This window comes from Streptomyces sp. NPDC037288, from assembly GCF_055603265.1.
The window spans coordinates 1-13,480 of sequence record NZ_JBVJVY010000035.1; the positions used below are offsets into that span (position 1 = coordinate 1).

12 protein-coding genes and 1 pseudogene are annotated in these 13,480 nt (G+C 70.9%); 3 read left to right on the forward strand and 10 right to left on the reverse strand.

Going from position 1 to position 13,480, the window contains the following annotated elements:
• The first annotated feature begins 595 nt into the window (after positions 1-595).
• Complete coding sequence (trpS, locus tag ACZ7GZ_RS30975; protein WP_471029197.1) at positions 596-1,624, forward strand: tryptophan--tRNA ligase; 1,029 nt, start codon at positions 596-598, stop codon at positions 1,622-1,624.
• 79 nt (positions 1,625-1,703) lie between these two features.
• Here trpS and proC read toward each other — a convergent pair whose 3' ends face one another.
• The 6 genes and pseudogenes from proC to ACZ7GZ_RS31005 all read right to left on the reverse strand — a co-directional run bounded on the left by proC (position 1,704) and on the right by ACZ7GZ_RS31005 (position 5,475).
• The gene (gene proC, locus ACZ7GZ_RS30980; protein WP_471029199.1) at positions 1,704-2,516 is read right to left on the reverse strand and encodes a pyrroline-5-carboxylate reductase; all 813 of its coding nucleotides are present in this window, start codon (positions 2,514-2,516) and stop codon (positions 1,704-1,706) included.
• A gap of 99 nt (positions 2,517-2,615) precedes the next feature.
• Entirely contained in the window at positions 2,616-3,389 is a 774-nt protein-coding gene (locus ACZ7GZ_RS30985; RefSeq protein ID WP_471029200.1) for an ABC transporter permease, read from the reverse strand.
• Positions 3,386-4,168: an ABC transporter ATP-binding protein gene (locus ACZ7GZ_RS30990; protein WP_471029201.1), complete on the reverse strand. Its 783-nt coding sequence runs from the start codon at positions 4,166-4,168 to the stop codon at positions 3,386-3,388. The genes ACZ7GZ_RS30985 and ACZ7GZ_RS30990 overlap by 4 nt, the downstream gene beginning before the upstream one ends.
• 149 nt (positions 4,169-4,317) lie before the next feature.
• Positions 4,318-4,479 (reverse strand): annotated as a pseudogene (locus ACZ7GZ_RS30995) (SAM-dependent methyltransferase); the annotation flags it as partial.
• 141 nt (positions 4,480-4,620) lie between these two features.
• Positions 4,621-5,145 (reverse strand): EamA/RhaT family transporter, encoded by a 525-nt coding sequence (locus tag ACZ7GZ_RS31000; RefSeq protein ID WP_471029202.1) that lies wholly within the window; start codon positions 5,143-5,145, stop codon positions 4,621-4,623.
• Between the two features lie 42 nt (positions 5,146-5,187).
• Positions 5,188-5,475 carry an SH3 domain-containing protein gene (locus ACZ7GZ_RS31005; protein WP_471029203.1) on the reverse strand — a complete coding sequence of 96 codons (288 nt, stop codon included), beginning with the start codon at positions 5,473-5,475 and terminating at the stop codon, positions 5,188-5,190.
• A 177-nt stretch (positions 5,476-5,652) separates the two neighbouring features.
• Here ACZ7GZ_RS31005 and ACZ7GZ_RS31010 point away from each other — a divergent pair, with 177 nt between their 5' ends.
• Complete coding sequence (locus ACZ7GZ_RS31010) at positions 5,653-7,746, forward strand: serine/threonine-protein kinase (protein ID WP_471029204.1); 2,094 nt, start codon at positions 5,653-5,655, stop codon at positions 7,744-7,746.
• A 52-nt stretch (positions 7,747-7,798) separates the two neighbouring features.
• Here ACZ7GZ_RS31010 and ilvD read toward each other — a convergent pair whose 3' ends face one another.
• The 4 genes from ilvD to ACZ7GZ_RS31030 form a co-directional block, all read right to left on the reverse strand.
• Positions 7,799-9,652 (reverse strand): dihydroxy-acid dehydratase, encoded by a 1,854-nt coding sequence (gene ilvD / locus ACZ7GZ_RS31015; RefSeq protein ID WP_471029206.1) that lies wholly within the window; start codon positions 9,650-9,652, stop codon positions 7,799-7,801.
• Positions 9,653-9,813: 161 nt separating this feature from the next.
• Positions 9,814-10,455, reverse strand: a complete 642-nt coding sequence (locus ACZ7GZ_RS31020; protein ID WP_471029208.1) for a TetR/AcrR family transcriptional regulator — start codon at positions 10,453-10,455, stop codon at positions 9,814-9,816.
• Positions 10,452-11,264 carry a sugar phosphate isomerase/epimerase family protein gene (locus ACZ7GZ_RS31025; protein WP_471029210.1) on the reverse strand — a complete coding sequence of 271 codons (813 nt, stop codon included), beginning with the start codon at positions 11,262-11,264 and terminating at the stop codon, positions 10,452-10,454. Before ACZ7GZ_RS31025 ends, ACZ7GZ_RS31020 begins: the two co-directional genes overlap by 4 nt.
• A 151-nt stretch (positions 11,265-11,415) precedes the next feature.
• On the reverse strand, positions 11,416-12,348 hold the full coding sequence (locus ACZ7GZ_RS31030) for a Ppx/GppA family phosphatase (protein WP_471029211.1): 933 nt from the start codon (positions 12,346-12,348) through the stop codon (positions 11,416-11,418).
• A gap of 146 nt (positions 12,349-12,494) precedes the next feature.
• Here ACZ7GZ_RS31030 and ACZ7GZ_RS31035 point away from each other — a divergent pair, with 146 nt between their 5' ends.
• Positions 12,495-13,304, forward strand: coding sequence for a DUF3109 family protein (locus ACZ7GZ_RS31035; protein WP_471029301.1), 810 nt, complete (start codon positions 12,495-12,497; stop codon positions 13,302-13,304).
• Positions 13,305-13,480 lie beyond the last annotated feature (176 nt).

Consider the following 13,480-nt stretch of genomic DNA (forward strand, 5'->3'; position numbering starts at 1 on the left):
TCCCTTCGGTGTTTCCGACTCTATCAGATCTTCTCTCGATCCGATTTCCTCGGTGCTTTCCAGGTTCCCGCTCTCGCGTTTCCCTTTCCGGCGGTTCCGACTCTATCAGACCCTTTCGGTGTCTGACTCCCAGTCAGCGGGCTTGTCTTCCCGGCCGTTGGGCCGTTCCGACGAGTGAGACTTTAGCGGATTCCGTGCTCCCGAGCTAATCGGGGGCGGCGCCCTTTCGAACGCGGATTCCACATTCCGTAAATACGCACGCCGAAGCAGTCGGCGCTGGAGCGTCGATTGCTGGTTGGTACTTGCGGAGTGGCTGCCCGGGGACCGACCGAGGTCGGCGCTCACGTCGGACAACCCGGAGAACCCTACGGACCGGCGTGAGGTGTGTCAACTCTTGTGCGGGGAGCACCCCGGAGGCGTACTCTGGGCGACATGACCACGCGTACGTGTACCCAGCTTTGGTGGGCCGCCTGACGGCGGCCGTACTCACGTATGCATCCAACGGCCGCCGCTTCGGCGGCCGTTCTCGTATCTCCTCCAGGACTCCGGGGGCCGGCCGCAGGAACGGCGGTCTCGATCAGGAGGTGGAGTGGAGATGACGCGGGTCTTCAGTGGGATTCAGCCGACCGGGCACCTGACGCTGGGCAACTACCTGGGAGCCATGCGCCGCTGGGCGCAGACGGACCAGCACCGGGCCGACTCGTTGTTCTGCGTCGTGGATCTGCACGCGCTTACCGTGGACCAGGATCCGGCGCGGCTGCTCAGGCTCAGTCGGCAGACGGCGACGTTGATGCTGGCGGCCGGGCTCGATCCCGAGGTGTGCACGGTCTTCCTGCAGAGCCATGTCGACGAGCACACGAGGCTGTCGTACCTGCTGGAGTGCGTGGCGGCCGACGGTGAGATGCGGCGGATGATCCAGTACAAGGAGAAGACCGCGAAGGTGCGGGAGCGGGGCGGGACGGTGCGGCTGTCGCTGCTGACGTATCCGGTGCTGATGGCGGCGGACATCCTGGGGTACGGCACGGACGAGGTGCCGGTCGGGGACGACCAGGTGCAGCACGTGGAGCTGGCGCGGGATCTGGCGGTGCGGTTCAACCAGCGGTACGGGCACACGTTCGTGGTGCCCAAGGCGACGCGTCCGGGGGTCGCGGCACGGGTGATGAATCTGCAGAACCCGACGTCGAAGATGGGGAAGTCGGACGACTCGGGTCTGGGGGTCGTCTATCTGCTCGACGAGCCGGACGCGGTGCGGAAGAAGGTCATGCGGGCCGTCACCGACAGCGGGCGGGATGTGGAGTACGACCGGGAGGGGCGGCCGGGGGTCGCGAACCTGCTGGAGATTCTCGCTGCGTGCACGGGCGGGAACCCTGAGTCACTGGCGGGCGTTTACGAGTCGTACGGCGCTTTGAAGAAGGACACCGCTGAGGCCGTGGTGGAGGTCCTCAGGCCCGTGCAGGCCAGGCACAGGGAGCTGTGCACGGATCCTGCCTATGTGGAGGGGGTGCTGCGGGATGGTGCGGAGAAGGCGAGGGCGATGGCCCGGCCGACCGTCGATGCGGCCTACCGGGCGATCGGGTTGTTGCCGCCGGTGTCCGAGACGGCGTTGAGTACGGCCGGCCGTTAGGGCCGGCTGGCTTTGCCCGCGTGGACTCGTGCGTGCGGGGGCGGGTGGCTGCCGGTGAGCCGTCGCCCCCGGCGCCGGGTCAGTCCTTCTTGCCGGAGGCGAGTTCGCGGCTGCGGTCGCGCGCGGCTTCGAGGGCCGCGATGAGGGCGGCTCGTACGCCGTGGTTCTCCAGTTCCCGGATGGCGTTGATCGTCGTGCCGGCCGGGGAGGTGACGTTCTCGCGGAGCTTGACGGGGTGCTCGCCGCTGTCGCGGAGCATCACGGCGGCGCCGATGGCGGACTGGACGATGAGGTCGTGGGCCTTGTCGCGGGGCAGGCCGAGCAGGATGCCGGCGTCGGTCATGGCCTCGACCAGGTAGAAGAAGTACGCGGGGCCGGAGCCGGACAGGGCGGTGCAGGCGTCCTGCTGGCTCTCGGGGACGCGGAGGGTCTTGCCGACGCCACCGAAGATCTCCTCTGCGTGGGCGAGGTGCTGTTCGGTGGCGTGGCTGCCGGCGGAGATGACCGACATGGCCTCGTCGACGAGAGCCGGGGTGTTGGTCATGACGCGGACGACCGGGGTGCCTGAGGCCAGGCGCTCCTCGAAGAAGGAGGTGGGGATACCGGCGGCGCCGCTGATGACCAGGCGGTCGGCGGGGACATGCGGGGCCAGCTCGTCCAGGAGGGTGCCCATGTCCTGCGGCTTGACCGTGAGGATGAGGGTGTCGGCGGTCTTGGCGGCCTCGGTGTTGCTGACCGGGGTGACTCCGTAGCGGGCTCGGAGTTCTTCGGCGCGTTCGGGGCGGCGTGCGGTGACCAGGAGGTCGGCGGGGGCCCAGCCGGCCCGGATCATTCCGCTGAGCAGGGCTTCGCCGATCTTGCCGGTGCCGAGGACTGCGACTTTCTGGCTCATGGGGCTCAGTCTGGCACCGGGCTTGAGATGCGCGGTCTGTTTGTCCGGCAGGTGGAACGACGTGTGCGGGTGGGCGGGGTGGGCGCGGCTGCGGCACGCCTAGGCCGTCCGTCGCCTCAGCGTCGCCGCTCCCAGCCCCAGCACCAGTACCGCGCAGCCCGCCACGATCAGGACGTCCCTCAGGAAGGTGGCCGTCATGTCGGTGTGGTGCAGGACCTGGTTCATGCCGTCGACGGCGTACGACATCGGCAGGACGTCGGAGATGGCGGTGAGAGCGGGGTGCATGTCGGACCGGGGTGTGAACAGGCCGCAGAGGAGGAGCTGGGGAAAGATCACCGCGGGCATGAACTGGACCGCCTGGAATTCCGAGGCCGCGAAGGCCGAGACGAAGAGACCGAGGGCCGTGCCGAGCAGGGCGTCGAGGAGGGCGACGAGGAGGAGCAGCCAGGGTGAGCCGGTGACGTCCAGGCCGAGCAGCCACACGGCGAGTCCGGTGGCGAGGGCGGACTGGACGATGGCGAGTGCGCCGAAGGCGAGGGCGTAGCCGGCGATGAGGTCGGCCTTGCCGAGGGGCATGGCGAGGAGGCGTTCCAGGGTGCCGGAGGTGCGTTCGCGCAGGGTGGCGATGGAGGTGACCAGGAACATGGTGATCAGCGGGAAGATGCCGAGCAGGGAGGCGCCGATGGTGTCGAAGGTGCGGGGACTGGCGTCGAAGACGTAGCGCAGCAGGATCAGCATCAGGCACGGGATGAGGAGCATCAGCGCGATGGTGCGCGGGTCGTGCCCGAGCTGGCGCAGGACCCGGGCGGCGGTGGCGGTGGTGCGTGAGGTGCTGAGCGCGCTGGTGGGGGTGGCGGGGGCGGTCGTGCTCATCGGGTCGTCTCCTGGGTGCGGGTCGTGTCCTGGGTGCGAGGTGCGGCGGCGGCTTCGTCGACGAGGCGGAGGAATGCGGCCTCGACGCTGTCGGTGCCGGTGCGCGTCCGCAGGGCGTCGGGGGTGTCGTCGGCGAGGATCTCGCCCTCGCGCATGAGGAGGAGGCGGTGGCAGCGCTCGGCCTCGTCCATGACGTGGGAGGAGACGAGGAGGGTGGCGCCGCGGGTGGCGGCGATGTCGTGGAAGAGGGTCCACAGGTCGCGGCGCAGGACGGGGTCGAGGCCGACGGTGGGTTCGTCCAGGACGAGGAGTTCGGGGGTGCCGAGCAGGGCCACGGCCAGGGAGACCCGGCCTCGCTGGCCGCCGGAGAGGTTGCCGGCGAGGGCGTCGGCGTGGCTGGTGAGGTCGACGTCGGCGAGGGCCCGGTCGACTCCGTGGCGGCGTTCGGCGGCCGTGCGGCCGGGGTCGAGGATCGCGGAGAAGTACTCCAGGTTCTGGCGGACGGTCAGGTCGTCGTAGACGGAGGGGGCTTGGGTGACGTAGCCGATACGGCTGCGCAGGCCGGGGTGGCCGGCCGGGTGACCGAGGACGTTCAGGGTGCCGGTGACCTTGGCCTGGGTGCCGACGATGGAGCGCATGAGGGTGGATTTGCCGCAGCCGGAGGGGCCGAGAAGGCCGGTGATCTGGCCGCGGGGGACGGTGAAGCGGAGGTGGTGCAGGACGGTGCGGGGGCCACGGACGACGGTGAGGTCGTCGGCCTGGACGGCATAATTCATCATGCGATGAATAATTGGCCCGGCAGGCTCCGGCGTCAAGGGCGCTGACATGGAAAGCACGGGCGGTGGCAGGGGAAAGCGGCGGCCGGGAGGGCGGCTGGCTTGCCGTCCGCGCCCGACCACCGCCGTCCTGTCTGTGCGGCAGCCCTGGGTCAGGGCTTGGTGGCGACGAGGAGGAGCACGTCGAAGGTCTCCTCGACGACGCCGTCCGGGAAGACCTTCAGCAGGTGGGCGCGCTCCTCTTCGAGGAAGGCGGTCCTGCGCTCGGCGGGCGTGAGGAGGAACGCCGAGTGGCTGCCGATGGTGGCGAGATGGGCATGGCGGAGTTCGGCCGGAGGGCGCGACCCGGCAGCCGGAGTGGGCCACGGCGATCACGGGCCGGTACTGCCGGTACTACCGACCGAGCCGGGACCGGCCCGGATGGGCGGATGGGCCACGACCGGCCGGTGCGGGCGTCAGTGGCGGCGCTTCTTCTTCGAGGGGTTGCCGGTACGCCGGGAGGCGCGGCGCTCGTACTCCTCGCGGGCCGTCTCGTACTCCTCGCGGTGCAGCTTCTCGCCGGGCGCCTCGGTGAGGGAACGGAAGAAGTAGGCGAGGAGGGAGCCGACGAAGCCGATGGCGAGCAGGCCGCGCAGGGACGCCTGGCGCTGCGGGTCGTGCCGCTTGCCGAAGCCGTCCCAGGTGTTGCGGAAGGCGAGCGCGCTGCAGATGGCGAACATGGCGATGATCAGTACGGTCACGAAGGAACCGGTGTCGGCAATCTGGATGCCCTGGTAGGCGAAGCGGAGGACCAGGCAGGAGGCGACGGCCGCGGCGAGCGAGCCGACGGCGACACCGGCGCGGCGGGCCGCGTAGCCGTGGTCGTGGTCCACCCAGGTGGTGCCGAAGAAGCGGAGGGGCTCGGGACGCGGGCCACCGCCCGGGGCCGTGCCCTCAGGGGAGCCCGCCGGGGTGTCCGGGGTGCCGGTTTCGTCGCTCACGGAACGATTATGGCGCCGGGCGGAGGCGGGCTCCCGGTGGGGTCAGCCGCAGCGCGGGGCGATGTAGCCGTCGCTCCCGGTCTGGACGTAGGCGTCGGACACGTACTCGCCGTTGTTGACGTTGTCCCAGACGTTCGTCGTGCCGTACGGGCCGCTCACCGTGGTCCCGGGCGTCTGGCAGAAGACCGGGACCTTCGCCCCCACGGCCAGGACGCGGACGATGTTGTAGCTGGTGCCGGGGCCGCTGCGGACGTTCAGGCGGACGCCCGGCGCGACGGAGTAGTAGCGCAGCGATGTTGCGGTGGCCTCTTCGGCGCTGTCCATGGACATGAAAGCCCCCCGTTCACCCCATGACCGTCATGGGGTTGCGTCGATTCCCAGGAAAGGAGCCGCGCAACACCTGTGCGCGACTCGCGCGCGCAGGCTAGCAAGCCGCCTCTGTCTCGCACGAGTCATCGACTAGGCTCCGTGCGTCGCGCGCGCGGTCGAACAGCACGGGGGGGTCGCATGACGCCACGCAGGAACACGGGAGCGGGCGCGGAAGCGGAACTTCCCGAGTACGCCGGTCACTACCGCCTGGAGTCACGCCTGGGGTCGGGTGGCATGGGCGTGGTCCACCTGGCCCGCAGCACCTCGGGGATGAAACTCGCGGTGAAGGTCGTACATGCCGAGTTCGCCAGGGATCCCGAGTTCAGAGGCCGTTTCCGGCAGGAGGTGGCCGCCGCTCGCAAGGTGAGCGGGGCCTTCACCGCGCCCGTCGTCGACGCCGATCCCGATGCCGGACGGCCCTGGATGGCCACGCTGTACATTCCGGGTCCGACCCTTGCCGACGAGGTGAAGCGGAACGGGTCGATGGAGCCGGCTCAGGTGCGCCGGCTGATGGCGGGGCTCGCCGAGGCGCTGCGCGACATCCACCGGGTCGGGGTCGTGCACCGGGACCTCAAGCCGAGCAATGTCCTGCTCGCCGACGACGGGCCGAAGGTCATCGACTTCGGCATCTCCCGGCCGAAGGACAGCGAACTGCGCACGGAAACCGGAAAGTTGATCGGCACGCCCCCCTTCATGGCGCCCGAGCAGTTCCGGCGACCGCGCGAGGTGGGGCCCGCCGCCGACATCTTCGCGCTCGGGTCCGTGATGGTGCACGCGGCGACCGGGCGCGGGCCGTTCGACTCCGACAGCCCGTACGTCGTGGCCTACCAGGTCGTGCATGACGAGCCGGACCTCACCGGCGTACCGGACAACCTCGTTCCGCTGGTGCGGCGGTGCCTCGCCAAGGAGCCGGAGGACCGGCCCACTCCCGACGAACTCATGCGGGAACTGCGGTCGGTGGCGGCCTCGTACGACACGCAGGCGTTCATACCGGCGCAGCGGTCGGGTGAGGGTGCGGTTCCGAAGTCTCCTGCCGAACAGCCCGCGCCGTCGGCCGAGGGGCGCGTCGGCCGGAGGGTGGCCGTGGGCGCCGGGGCGCTCGGTCTCGTCGTGGTCGCCGCGCTGGCCTCGGTTCAACTGGCCGGGCGTGACGATCCCGCACCGGGCGGCACGCAGCCCCGCACCAAGGAGGCGTCGTTCAGTTCCTGGGCCGTCAAGCCGGCGCCCGGGGCACCAGGCATGCCGCAATGTTCGTACGGGGCGGGGAAGTTGGTGTGCGCACAGCCCGGCATGGTCTTCGCCCTCTCCCCCACCGACGGAAAACTGCTGTGGCGCCGCACGCTCGCCACCAAGTCCGCCGGCGGACCGCCGGTCGTCTCGGCCGCGCTCGTGCAGCCCTACACCAACGGCGGATCGCGGCTCGCGGCGCTCGCCCCGGGCTCGGGCACCGAGGTCTGGAAGCGGCGTCTGGCCCCGGGCACGGAGGTCCGGTACACCGACCGGACGGCCCTGCTCACGGAAGCCGACGGAAAGGTCACCGGCGTCGACAGTGCCTCGGGCGACACCACATGGAGCCACCGTATCGCCGGCCAGGGCAGGCCGTCCCTCGTCGTGTTTCCCGGTGACCCGCTGGCATACGCGACGAGCACGTCGGCCGACGGATCGAGCACACGGGTCGCCGCTGTGGACCCGCGAAGCGGTGACGTACGGTGGCAGGCCCGGCTGGAAGGGATGCTCGAGCCGGTCGGCACGGGGGACGGCTCCGTATTCTTCCTCTCCGTCGGGAGTGTCTACGGGGAGACGAAGGCCGTCGTGCGCTACACGCCCGCGACCCGGTCGGCACGCCGTGTGACGCTGCCTGTGGCGAGCGAGGCCGCACAGGCCGCCGTGCGGGGGGACATCGTGTACCTCCTCGCTGCCGGTGGCTCTCTGGAAGCCGTGGACATGGGCGCGCGGAAGCGGCTGTGGCGCGTGGAGACCTCGGTGAGCCGCGGTTCGGCACCGGTCGCGGACGGCAGGTACGTGTACTTCACCGCGGGCGACGGACGCCTCCTCGCCGTGGACGCCCGTAAGGGGGCTCTCGTGGGACAGACTTCCGCGCGTCTCGGCGCCGAGTCGGCGAAGGTCATGGGCGCGCCTCCCACCCCCGTCCTCGACGACCACCGCGTCTACGCCGCCGCCCCCGACGGAACCGTCTTCGCCATGGCCGCGCGCGATCCGTCCGGTTGGTGACGCGCGAAGGGGCCGCCCCCGGTGGAGGCGGCCCCCTGGGGTCGTACGACTCTCAGCCCAGCTTCGTCACGTCACGCACCGCGCCCTTGTCGGCGCTGGTGGCCATCGCCGCGTAGGCGCGGAGGGCGGCGGAGACCTTGCGGTCGCGGTTACCGGGGGCGTAGACGCCGTTCAGGGCCTGCTCGCGGCGGGACAGTTCCGCCTCGTCGACCAGCAGCTCGATCGTGCGGTTCGGGATGTCGATGCGGATGCGGTCGCCGTCCCGGACCAGGGCGATGGTGCCGCCGGAGGCCGCCTCCGGGGAGGCGTGGCCGATGGAGAGGCCGGAGGTGCCGCCGGAGAAGCGGCCGTCGGTGATCAGCGCGCAGGTCTTGCCGAGGCCGCGGCCCTTCAGGTACGAGGTCGGGTAGAGCATCTCCTGCATGCCGGGGCCGCCCCTGGGGCCCTCGTAGCGGATGACGACGACGTCGCCGTCCTTGACCTCCTGGGTGAGGATCCGCTGGACGGCCTCCTCCTGGGACTCGCAGACGACCGCCGGGCCCTCGAAGGTCCAGATCGACTCGTCGACGCCGGCCGTCTTGACCACGCAGCCGTCGACCGCCAGATTGCCCTTCAGGACGGCCAGACCGCCGTCCTTCGAGTAGGCGTGCTCGACGCTGCGGATGCAGCCGCCCTCCGCGTCCTCGTCCAGCGCCTCCCAGCGCTCGGACTGGGAGAAGGCCTCGGCGGAACGGACGCAGCCGGGAGCCGCGTGCCACAGCTCCACCGCCTCGGCGGACGGGGAGCCGCCGCGGACGTCCCAGGTCTTCAGCCAGTCGGCCAGGGACGGGCTGTGGACGGCGTGGACGTCCTCGTTGAGCAGGCCCGCGCGGTGCAGTTCACCGAGGAGGGCGGGGATGCCGCCGGCGCGGTGCACGTCCTCCATGTAGTACGTGCGGTTCTTCGCCACGTTCGGGGCGACCTTCGCCAGGCACGGGACGCGGCGCGAGACGGCGTCGATCTCCTCCAGACCGAAGGGGACGCCCGCTTCCTGGGCGGCGGCCAGCAGGTGCAGGATCGTGTTCGTGGAGCCGCCCATCGCGATGTCCAGGGCCATGGCGTTCTCGAAGGCCTGGAAGGTCGCGATGTTGAGCGGGAGGACCGACTCGTCGTCCTGCTCGTAGTAGCGGCGGGTGACGTCCATGACCGTGCGGGCCGCGTCGACGTAGAGCTGCTTGCGCGCGGTGTGGGTGGCGAGGACGGAGCCGTTGCCGGGCAGGGACAGGCCGATCGCCTCGGTCAGGCAGTTCATGGAGTTGGCCGTGAACATGCCGGAACAGCTGCCGCAGGTCGGGCAGGCGTTCTCCTCGATACGGAGGATGTCCTCGTCGGAGATCTTGTCGTTGACGGCGTCGGAGATCGCGTCGACCAGGTCGAGCGTGCGGACCGTGCCGTCGACCAGGGTGGCGCGGCCGGCCTCCATGGGGCCGCCGGAGACGAACACCGTGGGGATGTTCAGGCGCAGGGCCGCCAGCAGCATGCCCGGGGTGATCTTGTCGCAGTTGGAGATGCAGACCATGGCGTCGGCGCAGTGCGCCTCGACCATGTACTCCACCGAGTCAGCGATCAGGTCGCGGGAGGGGAGGCTGTACAGCATGCCGCCGTGGCCCATCGCGATGCCGTCGTCCACGGCGATCGTGTTGAACTCGCGCGGGATGCCGCCCGCCTCCTTGATCGCCTCGCTGACGATCCGGCCGACCGGCTGCAGATGGGTGTGGCCCGGCACGAACTCGGTGAAGGAGTTCGCGACCGCGATGACCGGCTTCCGGCCGATGTCCGCACCGGGTACACCGGAGGCGCGCATCAGGGCGCGGGCGCCCGCCATGTTGCGGCCGTGGGTGACTGTGCGGGACCTCAGCTCGGGCATCGTCGCTCGCTCCTTCGAAGACCTACTGCCAGAGATTTCTGACTGTCTCCGAGCGTACGCCGGTGCTCCAAAGGCTGGACACGGCTGTCCGGAATGCGGGACACGTGTCCCATGGATCGCCGGGTGCGGGCAGCGGTGCCCTCCCGCCCGGCAAGGCGCGCTCAGGGGTGCGTCAGATGCCCCTGGACGACGGGGGCGACCCGGGCGATGATCTGCTCCAGATCCGCGGACGCCAGCGGCTCCAGCTTGATCACGTAGCGCATCATCGCCGTGCCGACCAGCTGCGCGGCCGCCAGCTCGGCCCGCAGCTCCGGGTCCGGCAGGTCCACCTGGGCGGCGATACGGCGCAGCAGCTGGGAGGCGACGAGGCGGCGGAAGACGGCGGCGGCGGTCTCGTTGTTCACGGCGGACCGGAGGATCGCGAGGAGGGGCGTACGGGTCGTGGGGTTGTCCCAGACACCGAAGACGAAGCGGGTCAGCCGCTCCCCCACCCCCTCCAGGGGGCCGTCGGCCACCGCGTTCGGCGCGTTCAGCGCGGGTGCGAAGGCGACCTCGATGGCCGCCTCGAACACCTGCTCCTTGGTCCCGAAGTAGTGGTGGACGAGCGCCGGGTCGACCCCTGCCGCCTTGGCGATCCCGCGTACGGAGGTCTTCTCGTAGCCGCGCTCGGAGAACTCCTCGCGGGCCGCGGTCAGGATGCGGTCGCGGGTGTCGGCGGACTCGGCGCGCGGCGGGCGGCCCCTTCTGCGGGCCGTCGGCTCACCGGTGGCGGGCGTCTCGCTCATGGCCGGGGTCTCGTTCATCGCCGGGGCATCCTCGCCGCCGACGCCAGGTGCTTGCGGGTGAAGGCCAGGGCCTCGGCGAGGTCGGCCTCGCGCTCGGCGCCGGACATGGCCCGCCGGGTGTTGACCTCGATGACGACATGGCCGTCGAAGCCGGACAGGGTCAGGTGGTCCAGCAGCTCGGCGCAGGGCTGGGTGCCGCGGCCGGGCACCAGGTGCTCGTCCTTGGCCGAGCCCCGGCCGTCGGCGAGGTGCACGTGCCCCAGGCGGTCGCCCATGCGGTCGATCATGTCCAGGGCGTTCGTGCGGGCCGTCGACGTGTGGCTGAGGTCGATCGTGAAGTGCCGGTAGTCGTCGTTGGTGACGTCCCAGTCGGGGGCGTAGGCGAGCATCTCGCGGTCGCGGTAGCGCCACGGGTACATGTTCTCCACGGCGAACCGTACGTCCGTCTCGTTCGCCATCCGCCAGATCCCGTCGACGAAGTCGCGCGCGTACTGCCGCTGCCATCGGAAGGGCGGGTGCACGACGACGGTGGAGGCACCCAGCTTCTCGGCGGCCGCCCGGGCCCGCTGCAGCTTGACCCAGGGGTCCGTCGACCAGACCCGCTGGGTGATCAGCAGACAGGGGGCATGGACGGCCAGGATCGGGATGCCGTGGTAGTCCGACAGGCGGCGCAGCGCCTCGATGTCCTGGCTGACGGGGTCGGTCCACACCATGACCTCGACGCCGTCGTACCCGAGGCGCGCGGCGATCTCGAAGGCCGTCGCCGTGGACTCCGGGTATACGGAGGCCGTCGACAGGGCGACGGAGACGTCCCTTGGTTCAGCCACGTCCGTCACCTTACGGGGTGGAGTGGGCGGGGTGTTGGGTGCCTGTTCGCCGTTGTGAGCTTTGCCATTCGGTCAGGCGCGGGTGGCACGTGGTCGCTCACGCCCGTGCGGCGGAGCCGCATACCGAGACAGCCCCGCGCCCCTGACGTCGCTAATCCGAACCCATGTGATCGAGGCGCCGGAGGATGACGCCTTCCCGCAGAGCCCACGGGCAGACCTCCAGGCTCTCCACACCGAACAGGTCCATCGCGCCCTCGGCCACCAGCGCACCCGCCAGCAGCTGGCCGGCCCTGCCGTCCGAGACCCCCGGCAGCTCGGCGCGCTGGCCGGCCGTCATGCCGGCCAGCCGCGGGACCCAGGCCTCCAGGGACTCGCGCTTGAGTTCGCGCTGGACGTAGAGGCCGTCGGCGCTGCGGGCGGCGCCGGCGATGCGGGCGAGCTGCTTGAAGGTCTTCGACGTGGCGACGACGTGGTCGGGAGCGCCGAAGCGGCTGAACTCGCCGACCGTGCGGGCGATCTCCGCGCGGACGTGGCGGCGCAGGGCGCGCACGGCATCGGGGGCGGGCGGGTCACCGGGCAGCCAGCCCGCGGTGAGCCGGCCGGCGCCGAGCGGCAGGGACACGGCGGTGTCCGGCTCCTCGTCTATGCCGTAGGCGATCTCCAGGGAGCCGCCGCCGATGTCCAGGACCAGCAGCTTTCCGGCGGACCAGCCGAACCAGCGGCGGACCGCGAGGAAGGTCAGGCGGGCCTCTTCCTCGCCGCTGAGGACCTGGAGCCGTACGCCGGTCTCGTCGGCCACGCGCGCGAGGACGTCGTCGGCGTTGCTGGCCTCCCGTACGGCGGAGGTCGCGAACGGCAGCAGGTCCTCGACGCCCTTGTCCTCGGCGGCCTGGAGGGCGTCCTGCACGACGTCGATCAGCTTGTGGATGCCGTCGTCGCCGATGGCACCGCTGTCGTCGAGGAGCTGGGCGAGCCGAAGTTCGGCCTTGTGCGAATGCGCGGGCAGCGGGCGCGCGCCGGGGTGAGCGTCCACCACCAGCAGATGCACCGTGTTCGAACCCACGTCCAGGACACCGAGTCTCATATACGGAACGCTACTGCCAGATTGTCGGTCCACGGTCCCCGGTGCGGGCCTGGGCCACTTACTCTGGACGCGTGCCAAAGACGAAAAAGGCGAAGAACCACAAATCCTCCAAGGGAGTGAAGGATTCTTCGCAGGCGGAGGCGTCCGTGTCCCAGAAGTCCCCGAAGTCCCCGAAGTCCACCAAGTCCCAGAAGGCCCCGCGGGTGAGCGACGAGAAGGGGCTCGACTTCGCGCGTGCCTGGGTGGAGTTTCCTGATCCTGCGGACGACGAGCAGGTCTTCCGCTGTGATCTGACATGGCTGACCTCTCGCTGGAACTGCATCTTCGGCAGCGGCTGCCAGGGCATCCAGGCGGGCCGCGCGGACGACGGGTGCTGCTCGCTGGGCGCGCACTTCTCGGACGAGGACGACGAGAAGCGGGTCGCCGGGCACGTGGCCCGGCTCACGCCGGAGATCTGGCAGCACCACGCCGAGGGCACCCGCGACGGCTGGATCTCCGAGGACGACGAGGGCTCCCGGCAGACCCGCCCGTTCCAGGGCTCGTGCATCTTCCAGAACCGGCCGGGGTTCGCGGGCGGCGCGGGCTGCTCCCTCCACATCCTCGCGCTGCGGGAGGGCCGGGAGCCGCTGGAGACCAAGCCGGACGTGTGCTGGCAGCTGCCGATCCGGCGGACGTACGACTGGATCGACCGGCCCGACGACACGCGCGTGCTGCAGGTGTCCATCGGCGAGTACGACCGCCGGGGCTGGGGTCCGGGCGGGCACGACCTGCACTGGTGGTGCACGTCGGCGACGTCGGCGCACGGCGCGGGCGAGCCGGTGTACGTCTCCTACCGGGCCGAGCTGACGGAACTGATGGGCAAGGCCGGCTACGACCGCCTGGCCGAGCTCTGCGAACAGCGACTGGCGTCGCAGCTGCCCCTGGTCGCCCCGCACCCGGCCGACCCGGCCCCATAACCCCACTTCCGTCCCACCCGTCACTTGTCCCGGCCATCCTGGAGAACACCGAGGGGGACGGCCGACCGCCGCGCATGGGACGGCCGCGCCCGGCGCCCCCGGCGCCTGACTGCGCGGGCGTCCGATGCCGGCCGGGGGCGTCCGTCGTGTGCTCCGGGGCTCCCCCGCCCGCTCTT